A 15,436-nucleotide genomic window follows, 5' to 3' on the forward strand; every position below is an offset into this window, starting at 1 on the left:
CCCCTCACGCAACCGGCGCCGCGGCGCGGCGCGACAGGTGGGCGGCGAGTGCGCCGAGCGCGCCCTCGCTCGCGTGCCGGCCGAGCCCGATCCGCAGGCCGTCCTCCGCCACCGGCGCCAGCGGCGAGCGCCAGAGCGAGCCCGGCAGCACGAGAATGCCGGCCGTCCCGGCCAGCTCGCGGGCGAAGGCCTCGCTCGACCCCGCGCCGCGGTAGCGCACGAAGGCGAAGGCGAGGTTCTGGGCCGGGCCCACCTCGAAGAGCCCGGGCCAGCGCGCGGCGACCTGCCGGAGGCGCGAGGCGTTCCGCGTGCCGATGGCGCGGTTGCGGCCGCGGATCGCCGCCTCGGATTTCAGCGCGACATGGGCGAGCACCTCGCTCGTCGCGGACAGGCAGCTCGACGAGCGGCTCTTGGCGACGACGATCCGGGCCAGCAGGTCCCGGTCCCGGGTCGCGGCCCAGCCGACCCGCAGGCCCGGCAGGCCGAAGCCCTTGGACAGGCCGTTGACGCTGACGCCCCGCTCGTAGAGGTCCGCCACCGCCGGCAGGGCGTCCGCCGTGGCGGTCAGGCCGTAGACCTCGTCGTTGACGAGCCAGATTCCCCGCGCGCGGCAGAGGCGCACCAGGGCGTCGAGCCCCTCAGGCTCGAGCTGCGCCCCGGTCGGCGAGTTCGGCAGGTTCATCAGCACCAGGCGCGTCTCGGGCCGGAGCGCCGCGGCGATCCGGTCCGTGTCGAGGCGCCAGGTCCCGGCCTCCTCCCGCAGCGGCACGCCCGTCGTCGCGCAGAGCGCGGTCACGGCCTGCTCGGCCGGCTGGTAGATCGGCAGGACGACGACCGCGTGGTCGCCGGGCCGCACGAGCGACGCCACCGTGCAGGACAGGGCCTCCTGCGCGCCGCTGCAGCACACGACGTCGTCCCCCGACAGGACCGCGTGGCGCGCCGCCACGGCCGCCCGCAGCCAGGGCGCCCCCCGCGGGTCCGGGTAGCCGAGGTTCAGGCGCTCCCAGCGGGCCCGGTCCTCGTCATCCGCACGTGCGAGCAGGTCGGCGAGGGCGAGGGGCTCGCTCTCGCTCGCCGCGAGGTCGTGGCGGATCCCCGGCGCCCAGCGGGCCAGGAAGGCGGCGAGGGCGAAGGTCGCGGTCACGGCCGCCGCGCCGCTCACGTCAGAGGCTCCAGCGCAGGCCGCAGCCGGCGCAGGCGCGGGGCGGGTCGTCGGAGAGCAGCGCCGCCCGGAAGTCCCGGTAGGCCGGCCCGTTCCAGATCTCGCGCAAGTCGTCCCGGGTCGCGTCGCCGAGCGTGTAGTTCTCGTAGCCGCGCTGCGAGAACGGGGCGATGCAGCAGGGCAGTGCCCGGCCGTTGGCGGTGACGTACATCACCGTCCAGGGCCGGCGGCAGAGCGACCAGGACGCCTTGTCGTCCGTCCGCCGCACGCTCAGGCCCGGCTCGGAGGCGGCGCCGGAGGCCGAGAAGGCGAGGCCGAGCGAGGCGGCGAGCGCCGCGGCCTCCTCCAGCATCGCCGCGTCCTCCCGGGTCATGCGCTCGTAGAGCGCCTGGTCGGGCCGGGCGAGGCCCGTCGCCGCGTCCTCGAAGAAGACGAGGCGCTGGAGATGGACCTCGCCGACGCCGATCTCCGCCGCGACCCGCACGAAGGCGGGCAGCTCGTGGAGCGTCTCCTTGAGACCCGTGAGCCAGGCCGAGACCCGTGGGCGCTCCCGCCCCTCGCGCACCTGCATCTCGCGGAAGGCGCGCACGTTGCGCAGGATGCGGCCGAAATAGTCCTTGCCCCGGATGGCCCGGTAGGAGGCCGCGGTGGCGGCGTCGAGGGAGACCCGCAGCTCGTCGAGGCCCGCCTCCATGACGGCCCGGCCCCTCTTCTCGGTGAGCACCGTGCCGTTGGTGTTGAACAGGACGTAGGCGCCGCGCTCCTTGAGGTAGCGGACCATGCGCGGCAGGTCCTTGACCAGCATCGGCTCGCCGACCCCGTGCAGGACCGCGCGCTGCAGGCCCGGCACCTGGTCGACGATGCGCCGGAACAGCTCCCAGCTCATGTCGGCCGGCGGCTCGAGCTCCTCGTAGGTGCGCGGGCAGGTGGTGCAGAGCAGGTTGCAGCGGTTCGTCACCTCCAGGTAGAGGCAGACCGGCGGCGCCTCGGCGCGGGATCCGACCCGGGCCGGGGCGGCGTCGTGGTAGCGGCGCGGATCGGTCGCGAGGGCGGCGTGGGTCATGGGGCTCGTCCGGCGAGGGTCGGGGGCGTGTCCGCGCGCGGCCTGCGCGGGGCGGGCTTCCTGCGGTCAAGCTGCCGCATCAGGCGACCTCCGATTCCCGCGGCCGGGCGAGGTCCAGGCGGTCCGCGAGGTCGGTGCGGGCGAAGGCGTCGCGCAGGAAGGCGGCGGTGGCCGGCGCCGGGTGCAGGGCGGGCATCCCCGGGCCCGGACGAACGCCTTGGAGAACCTCGGCGACGAGCCGGCGCAGGCTGGCGCGGTCGTCGACGTCGTACCACGTCGGCAGGATCTCGACCGGCAGCCCGATCTCGGCGGCGCGCGCGAGGGTCTGGGCCGCGACGCGCTCGGTCGACCAGTCGATCGCCTCGAACAGCCGGCGATGCGGCGCCTTGAGGCCGAGCACCCAGTACCCGCCATCTTCCGCCGGACCCAGCACCGCGCGGTCGCCGGGGCGCGCCAGCCGGTCCGCCAGCTCCACCAGCAGGCCGGTCGGCAGCGTCGGGCTGTCCGCGTTCAGCACGCAGGCAGCCTCGTGGCCCCGCGCGAACAAGGCGGTGACCGCGTGGAACAGGCACGCGCCGAAGGACGGGAGCCAGCTCTCGATGAGCCCGATCCCGGGCGGCAGCGCATCGCGAAAGAAGCTCTCGCTGCCGGGAGGGCCGTAGGCCATGTGGCTCGCCAGCGGCGCCCCCGCCGCGCGGGCGGCGTCGAGGTTGGCGGCAACGTCCCTCAGGAACGCCGTGTTGAGGCCGGCAGCCTCCTCGTAGGTGAGGGGCGGCACCAGACGGGTCTTGGTCCGTCCGGGAGCCGAGGCCTTCGCCATCACCGCCACGCCGCATGACGCCTGTCGCGCACCCATCGATCCCGCGTCTCCGTTGCGGGCCGCGCGGCCCGCTCGTCCCCGCCCTCGTTCGTGCCTGCGCAACGGTCGGGCCCGTGCCGCAAGCCCGCGCCGGCACTGGCCGCCAACCTACCGGTCACGGCCGCGCTTCGCTTTCGGGATCCTGCTGCACTTGCGAAAAGCTCGCGTCCGGCACGCCGTCCGGGCGTGGGCTCGCTACTTCGTGAACCGGGGAACCGGGGCCGGGAGCGGTTCTCTCCTTGGGGAATACGACCTACGGACGCTTGCATGCGGACGCAGGGGAATGCTTCCTGTATTGCGACGCACTCCCGACGAATGGTGAGGAAGCCGCGCATGTCCCGGGTGGGCCACGTTCCCTACCTGAACCCGGCCGTGGCGCAGAGGTGGCGTGCCTGGGAGCGGTTCGCCCTCGGGCGGTCGGGGGCGACCATCGTCGAAGCCGAGATGACGGCGTGGAGCGGGCACGTCCCGGGCTCGCTCGAGACGGTCATCCACGTGCTCGCGCCGGGCCACCCGCCGGTCGAGGCGTCGCGCGACATCGGCGACGGGCGCCGCACCACGTTGGCCCGGACGGGCGAGGTCTGCGTCACGCCGGCGCGCAGTCCGGGCGACTGGGCGTGGCGCGACCTGATCCGCGACCTCAACCTCGTGATCCCTCACCGGCTGCTCGCCCGCGCGGCGGACGATGCCGGCCTTCCCGATCTGCCCGACCTGGTACCGCTGGCGCGCGAGCCCCGGCACGAGCCCCTGGTCGAGGGCCTCGTCCTCCATCTCGCCGCCATCGGCCGCGGCACGGTCGCGGCCTCGGCGGCCGAGATCGACCACGCCGTCGGGCTCGTCGCCTGCTGGCTGCTGCGGCAGGCCGTCCCGCGGGAGACGGCGCCGCGGGGCGGATTGCGGGCGGCCGCGCTCGGACGCGTGCGCGCCCATGTCGAGGAGAATATCGACCGGGACCTGTCCGTCGGCGAACTCGCCGATCTCGTCGGCCTGTCGATCCCCTACTTCTCCCACGCTTTCCGGACCTCGACCGGGGAGGCGCCCTACCGGTACGTCCTGCGCCGCCGCTGCGCCCGCGCGCAGGAGCGCCTGCTCGGCCGCGAGACCCTCAGCGAGATCGCCCTGGCGCTCGGCTTCGCGAGCCAGTCGCACTTCACGACCGCCTTCCGGCAGGCGACCGGAATGACGCCCGCGGCGTGGCGCCGGGAGCGGAAGGGCTGAGCCCTGCGCGCGCCGGGAGCGTGGCTCACCGCCGCGGCGCCGGGCCCATCGCCACGCGCAGGAAGGTCGTCACGATCCGGCTTCCCGCCCGGACGGTGCCCCCGAGCGAGCCCGCAACCTTCGAAGCTCCGCCCGCCCGGCACCTGTAAGGCAGGGGAATCTCGGCGATGCGCAGGCCCGCGCGGGCGGCCTGCATCTGCATCTCGATGTTCCAGCCGTATGTCATCTCCCGCATCGCCAGCCGGGCGAGCGCCCCCCGGTCGATCGCCCGGAAGGCGCACATGTCCGAGTAGGACACGCCGGTGAGCGCGCCGATGCCGAGGCCCGCGAGGCGCCCGGCGAGCACCTGGTGCCACAGCATCGACCCGGGCTCGCGCTCACCCCGCGTCCGGGAGGCGAGGACGAGGTCCTTCTCTCCGGCGAGAACGGGGCCGGCCACCGCCGCGATGAGATCGGCGCGGTCGGCCCCGTCGCCGTCCAGGAAGACGATCACGCGGCTCTCCGGCCGCGCCGCCGCCGCACCGGCCGCGCAGGCCCGCCCGTAGCCGCGCCCCGCCTCGATCACGCGGGCACCCGCGGCGGCGGCGACCGCCTGGGTGCCGTCGCGGCTGCCGCCATCCGCCACGATGAGGTCCCCCGCGAAGGCGCCCGGGATCTCGGCGAGGACGGCGCCGATGGTCGCGGCCTCGTTCAGGGTCGGAATGACGACGCTCACAGGTTCGAAGGCGGCGGCATCGGAGGCGGTCACGAGGCTCTCTTCCATCGCACGAGGGCGCGCAGCGCCAGAACCAGGGCCGGCCCGAACACCAGGCCCGGCCAGACGAAGCGCTCGTTGAAGGGGTCGACGTAGAACAGGACCGGGGCGGCCGACAGCCAGATCACGGCCGGGCTCGGCGCGACGCAGGCGGGCAGCGCCAGCCACGCATAGTACCACGCGTAGTGCGGGTTGGCGGCCGCCGTGGCGAGCGCCGCCAGCAGCCCCGCGTCGCGGCACAGCACGACCGCCTCCGGCACGTCCTTCGGCGCCCGGCGCATCGCGACCCACAGCGACAGGGCGGCGAAACACGCGGCGACGGCCAGCGCGTAGATCCGGGCCGCCACCGAGGGGAGCGTCACGAGGTGCGAGAGGCCGGCGAGCAGCCAGAAGCCCTGGCCGGTGTCGAAGCCCTCCTCCGACCCGTAGGCCGGCAGGAAGCCGAGCACGCCAGCGCCGGCCGAGAGATAGGGGGCGTAGAGCGCGACGATGACCGCGAGGCCCGCCAGCGCCGGGCGCCACAGACGCCCGCCCCGCACGAAGGCCGGCGCCACGACGACCGGCAGGAACTTCACCAGCACCGCTCCGGCGAGGATCGCGCCGGCCAGCCCGTCGCGGTGGCGCGCACGGGCAAGGAGGGCCAGCGCGAGCAGCCCGACCGCCAGCGCGTCCACGTGCCCGTCGAGGGCGAAGGACCACAGCACCAGGGGGTTCCAGGCGTAGATCAGGATCCGCACCCGCGGCAGCCCGGCGCGCGCGAGGAGCGCGAGCAGGCACAGCAATGCCACGCCCTCGCACAGGAGCATCGCGGCCTTCATCCCGGTCACGCTCGCGCTGACGCGGCCGACGACGGCGAAGAAGGCCTGCGCCGCCGGCGGGTAGATCGTGCGGGCGTAGTCCGCCCGGTTGATGAGCGGAAAGACGGCGGGGTCGCGCAGGGCGGTCAGCGCCGGATCGGCCGGCACGTACAGGTAGGGGTTGATGCCCGCCCCCTGCACCTGCCCGTCCCAGACGTAGCGGTAGATGTCGCTCGACAGGAACGGCGGCTGGAGCAGCAGCGCGAGGCGCAGGAGCACCGCCAGTGCCAGGACGAGCCCCGTCGCCGAGGCAGGCAGGTCGTGCCGCAGCACGACACGGACGGCGAGCAGGTAGACCCCTGCCGAGACCGCCAGCACGCCGACGAAGAGGTTGGCGCGCAGCGGCGATCCCACCGTGTCGGCGCCCGGCACGTGCAGCGTGAGGGCGCCGAGTGTCAACGCCGTGAGGACGGCACCGAGGAGGGTTAGGGCGATCCGCGGAGATGCCACGGCGCCGATCATGGGTGCGACGCCCCGGCGGCCGCGCTGGTCCACCGTCCAACCATGCTCCCACCCCCGAGGCGACCCCGCCCGGGGGATCTGCCCCACGCAGGCCCGCCTGTCCATCATCCGGAATGACCCAACGATGGCCTCCGGGATGCAGGTCAGGCGGCGGGCCTCAGCCGCCAACGGTGCCGCCGCCATCGACGAACGGCGTCTGCCCTAAGCATCATTCCGCCGGTCGCGAACGACCGGTGCCGAAGTGGTCACGGGTTCGGCCGTGACAATGATGCAAGAACAAAAATCTAATCAGAGTTGCGCCATGCAACTCTGCCTAGGCGGCGAGATACAATCGAATGTTTGGGGAAAAACCTCGCAACCGGACATCATCGACACGCCACGCCAAGGTATGGAAGGGCTCGCGAGTTCGCACGCCGCTGTTTCGGCTTCCAGCCGGGAGGTGGAGACGACCTCCATCCTGCCCCACAAACTCAGGCACAGCACAAGGAGGGCTGATCCATCGCGCATACCTGGACTCTCGTGCCGCGATCGGATCATGAGCTTCCGCCAGGCCGCCGTTTGTTGAGGCTGCCACCCTCATACAGAATGCGCGGATGAGGCTCGGCGAAACTGACGCCAAGGTCGAACTTAGCCGATCCTGTCCTGCGAGTCCCGCGGCTTGGATTACTGATCTCGAAATCGATCGTGGAGCGAGCTGCACACTTGCGTGCCGGTGCATTGCAGACCACCCGCATCGTCCCGGGACGATGGACGTACCGCCGAACCGGCCATTGCTGGATCGCGCGCCTTTTTTCTGCCATGAGCTGAGACTGCGAGTATCGCTGCCCGTAGAACATGACGGACGGACCGTACATGTACGGCACCCCTGCGACGGGACCGGCTTCGTTCGACGACCAGATTTGAAGGTACCGCTCAGCGATGGTGGCAGTGCGGCTGCTCATCTCAGAGGCGCTCAATGCATGCGCCGCGACGGGGAGCATGCCGATGACGGCCGCGACTGGCCATACGTGCCTGATCCGGTTCCGCATAAAGGTCCTCTGGCAGGAAGCTTCGAGACTTGATCGAGTTCGTTCTGGGGCACCTCATCGATCGTAGAAATCGCCGCCGGTGCATCCTTGGGCGGGGGATTGGCTTGCGCGCTGCGCTCACCGGCTAGAAGCGCTCGGCCGACCCCATGAGCCAGCCCATCACCCCACCGGTTTCCGCCGCCGGGGAGTGACGATGCGGTCCGGGTGCTTCGTTCTGCGGTCGTTGCCGCATTCGCCGCAACTGCGATGCAGGTCCATCAAGTTGCACATCGGCATGCTTGGTGACGCGAACAGGGATGATGCGGCGCACCTCTCTGACTGCAGCAAGGCTGCGCCTATCCCCCGTCGTGTTCGGAAGAAGCTTGGCCTCCTTCTGGCGTGTCACTCGATCCGTCGCAATGAACCGCCGCGTCCCGGTCTCCGCTGGCTCAGCAGTCATCCGCGATTTCGGATTGGGAGACGCAGCTCCGCTCACTGACGCGGCCTGTTCCCTGGAGGCATTGGGTACGACGACAGGGGTGCCTCGGGACTTTTCCGAATGGGCGTCTTGAGCCAATGGCTCGTCGCGACTTGCAATCGTGGAGCGCCGTTCAGGCGCTCTCTGGCGCGGGTTATCGGTCCGAGTGGTGTCTCGATCTTCCGACCCGATCGCTCGCGCAACAGACGGTACTGCTTCTTCCTGCTCGCCGGCACTGGCTGCCTGCGACTGCCCAGGTCTGCCGTGATGCCCGGAATCATCAAGCGTGAAATTCAGGGGCGGACGCGTTTCGCGAGGTGCTGCGACAGCGGGGCTATGGGACCGGACGGGGTTCGACCAGACGTGCCCGTCTACGCTCCGCGGGCCGGGCTGTGCTGCGGGCTCCACACCTCGCGAGACGCTTGGTTGCTCGCCGCCTGAGAGGTTGACCACAGCGAGGGTTGCAATCACTCCGGCAGCAAATGCAGCCCCGGTCCCATAAAGCGCTTTTGCAGAGGTGGCCATCTGCACTCGACCGGACGCGTGAGGGTGGTCGGTTCAAACGGCCTCTCCTGGGACTCAGTTCCATCAAGGCTCCGCAAGGGGCCTACAGGCGCTCGAAACGGCATGGCCCTCAGGCGACCGCACGGTCGCGCTTCGGCATGGTCTGGGGCACGCCGGCACCGGGGCGGCCGAGGCAGGATTGCTCGTTGCGTGCCTGTTCCAGGAGGAGCGGCCTGGCGAAATAGTAGCCCTGCGCGTACCGGATCTGCGTCGCCGCCTGCAGGTACGCGACCTCCTCGTAGGTCTCCACGCCTTCCGCGATGATCCGCATGCCCAGCGCCGCGCCGAGCGACTCGATCGCCTTCAGCACGATCTGGCTGCGCGGCCGCTCGTGGATGTCGGTGATGAACGAGCGATCGATCTTCAGCTCGTCGGCCGTGATCTCCGCGAGCGCGGCGAGTGACGAGTAGCCGACACCGAAGTCGTCGATCGACACCGCCGCTCCCACCGCCCGGATGCGCGGCAGCACCTCGCGCTGGAAGCAGCCCTTGGTGAAGAAAGCCTCCTCGGTCAGTTCCAGAATGAACCGTTCCGCGCAGCCCGTCGCCGCCAGCGCGTCACAGAACGCGCTCATGAACGGCACGTCGCAGGTTTGCTTGGCGGCGATGTTCAGGCTGATCGACGCGCCGGGGCCGAACGCCTCGTCGATCTCCGGCAGGCTGCGCAGAACCTCGGCCAGAACCTGCAGGGTGATCTCGTTGATGAGCCCGAGCTCGATGGCCAGTCCGATGAAGGCGCCCGGAGCCTGGATCACGCCCTCCTCGTCCCGCCAGCGCAGCAGGACCTCGACCCCGTGGATGGCCCCCGTCCGCAGGTCCACCTTGGGCTGGAACGCGCAGCAGAAGCACCGGTCGCGGATGGCCAGGCGCAGGCGCTGCTCGATCGCCATCCGCTCGGTGGCGGCGCGGGCCATGCTCTCCTCGAACAGGCTGACGCCCCCCTTCACCCCTCCCTTGACCCGGTACATCGCGCTGTCGGCCCGGCGGCGCAGCACCTCGTAGGTCCGGCCGTGATCCGGGTAGAGGCTCAGGCCGATCGACGCGGAGGCGAACACCTCGTGCCCGTCGATGAAGAAAGGCTGCTTGAGCCGCTCGGCCACATCCTCCGCCAGGGCGCGGGCGACCTCGATGCTCTCGACCGGGTTGAGCAGCAGCACGAATTCGTCGCCGCCGACGCGAGCCAGCAGATCGGTCGACCCGATCAGGCCGCGGATGCGGTCGGCAACCTTGGCGAGCAGGGCGTCGCCCGCCGCGTGGCTGTAATAATCGTTGATGTGCTTGAAGTTGTCGAGGTCGAGAAAGGCCAGCGCGAAACGCTGGCTCGCGGGCATGCCGGCGATCAGCTCGGCGATGCTCTGTTCGAAGAGCACCCGGTTCGGCAGGCCGGTGAGCGCGTCGAGGTAGGCGCGCTCGATCAGCTCGCGCTGGATCGCGTGATGGTGCGTCGCGTCGACGGCCGTCGTGAGATGGAAGGTTTCGGTCTCCGTCCCGAGGCCCTCGACCTCGAGGGTGCGCACGTTCAGCTCGAACTCGCGGCCGTCGAGGCGCAGGGCCGCGGACCCGGGCGCCGCCGCGCGACCGTCGGCCGGGCGGTCCTGCGCGAGCTCGGATGCCAGGGCGTGCGCGGCCGCGTTCGCGAGGATGCAGCGGCCATGCGCGTCGTGCAGGACGACGCTCACCGGCAGCGCCTGGATCGCCGCCTCGAGCAGGCTGCGCCTCTGGCTCGCCATCGGCGGGCTCATCGGGACTGCCAGAGGCCGCTGCCGGCGGAGCGCGACTCCTGGGCGGGCGCCGAATCCGCCGCATCGAGGGGCCGACGCAGCAGGCGGCGATGCGCCTGGTCGAGCGCCGCACCGGCCCCGCCTTCGGGGACCGGCTCCCGGGCTCCGAGGGCCGCGACGGGGTCGGGCTCCGTGCGTCCCTTGTTCATGGTCGCGACGCGCCAGCGCTCGACGACCGTCCCCACGAAGGCGGCCGAGGGCTCGGCGCCGGTGGTGTCGAGGCCGGAGCCGGACGTGTCGCTGCGGGGCAGCGCCTCCGCGGCGAGGCGGCTGAACCGCACCCGCGCCGGGATCGGCACGCCCTCACCGAACGCGATGCACTCGCCGGTGCCGAGATGGGGCACGAAGCTGAGCAGGTTGGCGGTGTCCGAGACCGCGGCGGCGAGGTAGGCCTGGTCGCGGTCGTTCGTCATCCGCATCGCGAACACGGTGCTGCATTGGGAGATGATGGTCGGGTCGAGCTCCGCCGGCCGCTGGGTCACGAGGCCGAGATGGACGCCGTGCTTGCGCCCCTCGCGCGCGATGCGCGACAGGGCGCGCCGGGTCGGCGAGAACCCGACGGAGCGGTCCGCCGAGGCGTAGCGATGCGCCTCCTCGCAGACGAAGAGCAGCGGCACGGCCCCGTCGCTCCAGATGCCGAACTCGAAGGCCAGCCGGCAGAGCACGCAGACCACCGCGTCGAGCACCTCCGCGGGCAGGCCGGCGAGCTGCATGATCGTGATCGGCCGGCCGTCGGGCTGGAGGCGAAACAGGTGGGCGAGGAGGTCGCCCATCACGTCGCCGCCGACATTGGCGTTGTCGAACATGAAGGCGTAGCGCGGGTCGCTCCGGATCGTCTCGATGCGGGTGATGAGGCGGTGGTGATGCAGGCGCGAGTTGCGGTTCTCGAGGCGCCCCATCCGCTCGTCGATCAGCGCGACGAGGTCCTGGAGCAGGTAGGGCACCGGGGTGTCGGCGGTGAAGCCGGAGGTCCTGGCGGCACTGCGCTTGATGAGCTGCCGCTCCCCGGCCTCCTTGTACTGGGCGTACTTCGCCTTGGCGGCGGGCACGAGCTCGGCGAGGATCTCGATCTCCTCGTCGACCGGCGGGCGGCCGCCGTAGATGACGTCGGTGACCTCCTCGATGTTGAACAGCCAGAACGGCAGCTTGAGGGTGCGGGGACTGACGACGTTGGCGCGCGGGCCGAAGCAGGCGGCGTATTCGTTGTGGACGTCGAGCAGGAAGGCGCGCACGTCGGGCCTGGCGCCGAGCACCGCGTCGAGGATGACGGCGACGGCGCTCGACTTGCCGACGCCGGTGGCGCCGAGAACGGCGAAGTGCTTGGCGAGAAGGTCGTCGGCCTTGATGCAGGCGGGCAGGGACGGATCCTGCGCGTGGGAGCCGACGGCGGCCGTGCGGGCGGCCGAGACCCTGTAGATGAGCTGCAGGTCGCAAGCCGGCAGAAGGAGCGCGGCGTCGCCGATCACCGGATAGATCGTGACGCCGCGCGCGAAGGAGCGGCCCTCCTCCTCCACGATCTCCCCGAGCAGGTCGAGGTCGGCCAGGACGGTGCGCGCGCCGAGCGTCCCTCCCAGGGTGAGCGCCGTGACCACGGCCACCAGGACGCGGGTGCCGGCATGGATGGCGAGATAGCTGCCGTAGGTCACGCGCGGCCGCGGGTCGGCCGGGGCGAGTTCGAGGGTGACCTTCGAATCGCGGATGGCGATCACGTGCCCGACCGCCACGACTCCGTTCCGGATGTTCATTCCACGCGACTCCAGCCCTGCGCCGAATCGAGCATGCCTCACAAGGTTGGCCGTCCGCTTAAGATTTCTGGTTAACAATGAGAAAAGGCAAAACAATACTTTACGCGGGCGCGGTAACAGCCCTTAAGATCATGTCGACGCAAGTCTTTCATGGATCAAACCCTAACGGGGCGTCGGCACAAGCGGGAGACACCGATGTCAAGACATCGAGGAGAGTGCCCGCTCGGGTTCAATTCAGGATCCAGGCGGACTGCAAACCCATCCGCCTCGCTTTCGGTCAGGCGATCCGGGCGGCGGCCCATCGGGAGATCGGGCCGGCGAGACCTTCGGCGTGACGGGCCTGACGGCTCGCGGAGCTCCTCCTCATCCTCGGGAACCGCGCGGTCGCCGCGATGGAGCCCGCCAGCCGGTTGTTCGCGTCGACGGTCCGGCGGCGGAGATCGGGACGACGGATGTCGGCCGGCCCGTCCGCGTGCCGTCGTGCGCGTCGAGGCCCGGGGAGGCACGGCCGAGCCGGCCCTCGTCCATGGCTCCGCCGTGCCTTCCCGCCATCGATCGTGGCCATGCGGCACCTGAGCGAAGCCGAAATCCGCATCGCGAAGCGATCGATCGGATGTCATATGACTCGCCCGGTCCGCGATCGTGCACCGGGTTGCGGCCTAACCGCTCAGCGGCACCATGTGCCGCGGGTCGAGCGTGAGCCAGAGCCGGTCGCCGACCTCGAAGATCTCGGACGGGGCGGCGCTGATCGAGAGGCGCGCGCCGCGCGGCAGGGAGACGACGTAGGTCCAGGTCTCCCCCAGGAAGGCCCGCTCGGCGAGGGAGACCTCGATCCCGGTCGGCGCCGCCGCATCCGGTGCGGCCCGGGACAGGGTGAGGGATTGCGGGCGCACCGCGTAGGTGACCGGCGCGGAGGCCCCGCCCGCACCGGGTTCGAGGAGGTCCGCCGGCAGGTCGAACCCCTCGAAGGCGATCCGGTCGCCGGTCCGCCGGCCCTCCAGGAGGTTGGTGCGGCCGATGAAGCCGGCCACGAAGCGGCTGCGCGGGCGCGTGTAGAGGGTGTAGGGCGCGTCGATCTGCTCGATGCGTCCCTGGTTCATCACCGCGATGCGGTCGGACGTGACCATCGCCTCGCCCTGGTCGTGGGTGACGTAGACGGTGGTGAATCCGAAGGCGTCGTGGAGGCGGCGGATCTCGTGGCGCATCTCCTCGCGCAGGTTGGCGTCGAGATTCGAGAGCGGCTCGTCGAGGAGCAGCACCCGCGGCTCGATCACGATCGCGCGGGCGAGCGCCACGCGCTGCTGCTGCCCGCCGGAGAGCTCGGCCGGATAGCGGTCCGCGAGCGCCCCGAGGCGCACCGTGTCGAGGATCGCCGCCACCTTCCTGGCGACCTCCTCGCGGTTGAGGCGCCGGAGCTTCAGCCCGAAGGCGACGTTCTCGGCCACCGTCATGTTGGGCCAGATCGCGTAGCTCTGGAAGATCATCGACATGCCGCGCCGCTCGGGCGGCAGCACCGCCTCGGACGAGGAGATCACGCGCCCGTCGAGGCGGATCGTGCCGCTCGTCGGGCGCACGAAGCCGGCGATCATGCGAAGCGTCGTCGTCTTGCCGCAGCCCGAGGGGCCGAGCAGCGAGATGAACTCGCCCCCCTTGACGTCGAGGTCGAGGGCATCGACGGCCGTGAAGGCGCCGTAGCGGCAGCTCAAGGCCGAGAGGGAGAGGTGGGACGGCACGGCCGCAACCGTCATGAGCGCCTCAGCATGAAGTCGCGGCCCACGAGCCGGTAGCCCAGGAGCACGATGGCGATGGTGGCGGCGAGCAGCACGAAGCCGAGCGCCGCGAGGGTCTCGAAGCTGCCGTTCTCCGACAGGTCGAGCATCATCACGGAGATCACCCGGGTGTTCGGCCCGACCAGGAACAGGGCGGTCGAGAGTTCGCGCACGGCCGGGATGAACACCAGGAGCCAGGAGCCGATCAGGCTCTTCTTGAGGAGCGGCACCACCACCCGGGTCACCGCCCGGGTCCGGGTGCCGCCGAGGATGCGCACCGCCTCCTCCATCTCGGGATTGAGGGCGCGCAGGCCCGCGAGCGCGTTCACGTAGGCGATCGGCAGGAAGCGGGTCGTGAAGGCGAGGACCAGGATGGCCGCCGTTCCGTAGAGGGCGATCGGCGGCGTCGAGTAGGTGGCGTAGAAGCCGATCGCCAGCACGATGCCGGGGATCACGAGGGGTGTCATGCAGATGAGGCTGAGCAGGAAGCCGCCCGGCACCAGCCGGCGGGTCACCACGTAGGCGGCGGCGAGCGCCAGCAGGACCGCGAGGCAGCCCGTGGCCGCCGCATAGCCGAAGCTGTGCCCGATCGTGTCGCGGGCGTTCGGGTCGGCGGCGAGCCGCACGAAATTCTGCAGCGTCAGGTTGTCGAGGGAGAAGCCCCTGCCCCAGGCGGTCGAGAACGCCGCCTGGCCGAGCGCCGCGAAGGGCAGCAGCACCGCGAGCCCGATCACCAGCACGGCGTAGCCGAGGGCGACCCAGCGCCAGGGGCCGAGCGGCGTGAGCGCCCGGCTGCCGCCCTTGCCGGTCAGCGCCACGTAGCCCTTGCGGCCGAGGATCAGCCGCTGGGCGAGGAACAAGGCCACCGTGATCCCGACGAGGGGCAGGCTGTAGGCCGCCGCCACCTCGGCGCGCACCGGGTACTCGAAATACTGCCAGAGCTGCAGGGTCATGACCCGGATGCGGGCCGGCAGCGCGATGATGGCGGGCGTGCCGAACAAAGCCACCGTGTCGAGGAAGACCACGATGGCGCCGGCCAGGATCGCGGGCGTGACCAGCGGCAGGGTGATCCGCAGCGTCGTGCGCAGTTGCGAGGCGCCGAGGATGCTCGCCGCCTCCTCCATCTCGGTCGAGACCCGATCGAGGGCGTCGGTCGTGAACACGAACACGTACGGAAAGGCGTAGAGCGCGGTGACGAAGACGAGGCCCGCGAAGCTGTAGACGTTGAACAGGCCGGAGGAGGCGCCGGTCAGCGACATCCAGACCCGGTTGAGCCAGCCGGCATTGGGCCCGGCGAGCAGGATCCAGCCGATCGCCCCGAGATAGGACGGGGTGATGAAGGCGCCGAGGATCAGGGCCCGCACGAGCCCTTTGGCCGGCATGTCGGTGCGGGCGACCGCCCAGGCGATCGGCACCGCCATGACGACCGAAGCGGCGGTGACCCCGCCCGCGTAGAGGAGCGAGGTGCCGAGCACCTCCCAGTTGCGCAGGTGGCCGAAGGCCGTGGCGTAGTTGGCGAGCGTCCAGTCCCCGGTCTCGGGCGACTGGACGCTGGCGAGGAGGAGCCGCGCGATCGGCGCGACCACCAGGAAGACCAGGACGCCGATGAGGCCGATCCAGGCGAGGGCCGCGAGGTCGATCCGCAGGATCGGGAGCGGGACGCGGCGAGCCCCGGTCCAGGACCGCAGGGAGGCGAGAACGGACATCCGACCCTAAGG

The 15,436-nt window shown here is 71.3% G+C and carries 10 protein-coding genes; 1 reads left to right on the forward strand and 9 read right to left on the reverse strand.

Annotated features, from left to right (window positions below; translation table 11 throughout):
- Positions 1–4: 4 nt before the first annotated feature.
- The 3 genes from EU555_RS29470 to EU555_RS29480 form a co-directional block, all read right to left on the reverse strand.
- Positions 5–1,162 (reverse strand): pyridoxal phosphate-dependent aminotransferase, encoded by a 1,158-nt coding sequence (locus EU555_RS29470; RefSeq protein WP_245524558.1) that lies wholly within the window; start codon positions 1,160–1,162, stop codon positions 5–7.
- Position 1,163: 1 nt separating this feature from the next.
- Complete coding sequence (locus EU555_RS29475) at positions 1,164–2,225, reverse strand: radical SAM protein (RefSeq protein ID WP_135418903.1); 1,062 nt, start codon at positions 2,223–2,225, stop codon at positions 1,164–1,166.
- 79 nt (positions 2,226–2,304) lie between these two features.
- Positions 2,305–3,081 (reverse strand): TIGR04282 family arsenosugar biosynthesis glycosyltransferase, encoded by a 777-nt coding sequence (locus EU555_RS29480; RefSeq protein ID WP_135418904.1) that lies wholly within the window; start codon positions 3,079–3,081, stop codon positions 2,305–2,307.
- Positions 3,082–3,417: 336 nt separating this feature from the next.
- Here EU555_RS29480 and EU555_RS29485 point away from each other — a divergent pair, with 336 nt between their 5' ends.
- On the forward strand, positions 3,418–4,302 hold the full coding sequence (locus tag EU555_RS29485) for a helix-turn-helix domain-containing protein (protein ID WP_135418905.1): 885 nt from the start codon (positions 3,418–3,420) through the stop codon (positions 4,300–4,302).
- A 25-nt stretch (positions 4,303–4,327) separates the two neighbouring features.
- Here EU555_RS29485 and EU555_RS29490 read toward each other — a convergent pair whose 3' ends face one another.
- From EU555_RS29490 to EU555_RS29520, 6 genes are all read right to left on the reverse strand, one after another.
- Positions 4,328–5,017 (reverse strand): glycosyltransferase family 2 protein, encoded by a 690-nt coding sequence (locus tag EU555_RS29490; RefSeq protein WP_135418944.1) that lies wholly within the window; start codon positions 5,015–5,017, stop codon positions 4,328–4,330.
- Positions 5,018–5,046: 29 nt separating this feature from the next.
- Positions 5,047–6,363, reverse strand: a complete 1,317-nt coding sequence (locus tag EU555_RS29495; protein ID WP_245524559.1) for an MptA/MptB family glycosyltransferase — start codon at positions 6,361–6,363, stop codon at positions 5,047–5,049.
- A 2,131-nt stretch (positions 6,364–8,494) separates the two neighbouring features.
- Positions 8,495–10,153, reverse strand: a complete 1,659-nt coding sequence (locus EU555_RS29505; protein ID WP_245524560.1) for a putative bifunctional diguanylate cyclase/phosphodiesterase — start codon at positions 10,151–10,153, stop codon at positions 8,495–8,497.
- An 8-nt stretch (positions 10,154–10,161) separates the two neighbouring features.
- Entirely contained in the window at positions 10,162–11,949 is a 1,788-nt protein-coding gene (locus tag EU555_RS29510) for an ATP-binding protein (RefSeq protein ID WP_135418908.1), read from the reverse strand.
- A gap of 659 nt (positions 11,950–12,608) precedes the next feature.
- Entirely contained in the window at positions 12,609–13,697 is a 1,089-nt protein-coding gene (locus EU555_RS29515; protein WP_135418909.1) for an ABC transporter ATP-binding protein, read from the reverse strand.
- The gene (locus tag EU555_RS29520) at positions 13,694–15,424 is read right to left on the reverse strand and encodes an ABC transporter permease (RefSeq protein ID WP_135418910.1); all 1,731 of its coding nucleotides are present in this window, start codon (positions 15,422–15,424) and stop codon (positions 13,694–13,696) included. The genes EU555_RS29515 and EU555_RS29520 overlap by 4 nt, the downstream gene beginning before the upstream one ends.
- Positions 15,425–15,436 lie beyond the last annotated feature (12 nt).

The sequence above is a fragment of the Methylobacterium nonmethylotrophicum genome (genome assembly GCF_004745635.1).
Lineage (GTDB): Bacteria > Pseudomonadota > Alphaproteobacteria > Rhizobiales > Beijerinckiaceae > Methylobacterium > Methylobacterium nonmethylotrophicum.

Coding starts and splice junctions, on each gene's coding strand:
- EU555_RS29485 (WP_135418905.1), top strand. CDS start 3,418: ATGTCCCGGGTGGGCCACGTTCCCTACCTGAACCCGGCCGTGGCGCAG.
- EU555_RS29520 (WP_135418910.1), bottom strand. CDS start 15,424: ATGTCCGTTCTCGCCTCCCTGCGGTCCTGGACCGGGGCTCGCCGCGTC.
- EU555_RS29480 (WP_135418904.1), bottom strand. CDS start 3,081: ATGGGTGCGCGACAGGCGTCATGCGGCGTGGCGGTGATGGCGAAGGCC.
- EU555_RS29515 (WP_135418909.1), bottom strand. CDS start 13,697: ATGACGGTTGCGGCCGTGCCGTCCCACCTCTCCCTCTCGGCCTTGAGC.
- EU555_RS29505 (WP_245524560.1), bottom strand. CDS start 10,153: ATGGCGAGCCAGAGGCGCAGCCTGCTCGAGGCGGCGATCCAGGCGCTG.
- EU555_RS29510 (WP_135418908.1), bottom strand. CDS start 11,949: ATGAACATCCGGAACGGAGTCGTGGCGGTCGGGCACGTGATCGCCATC.
- EU555_RS29475 (WP_135418903.1), bottom strand. CDS start 2,225: ATGACCCACGCCGCCCTCGCGACCGATCCGCGCCGCTACCACGACGCC.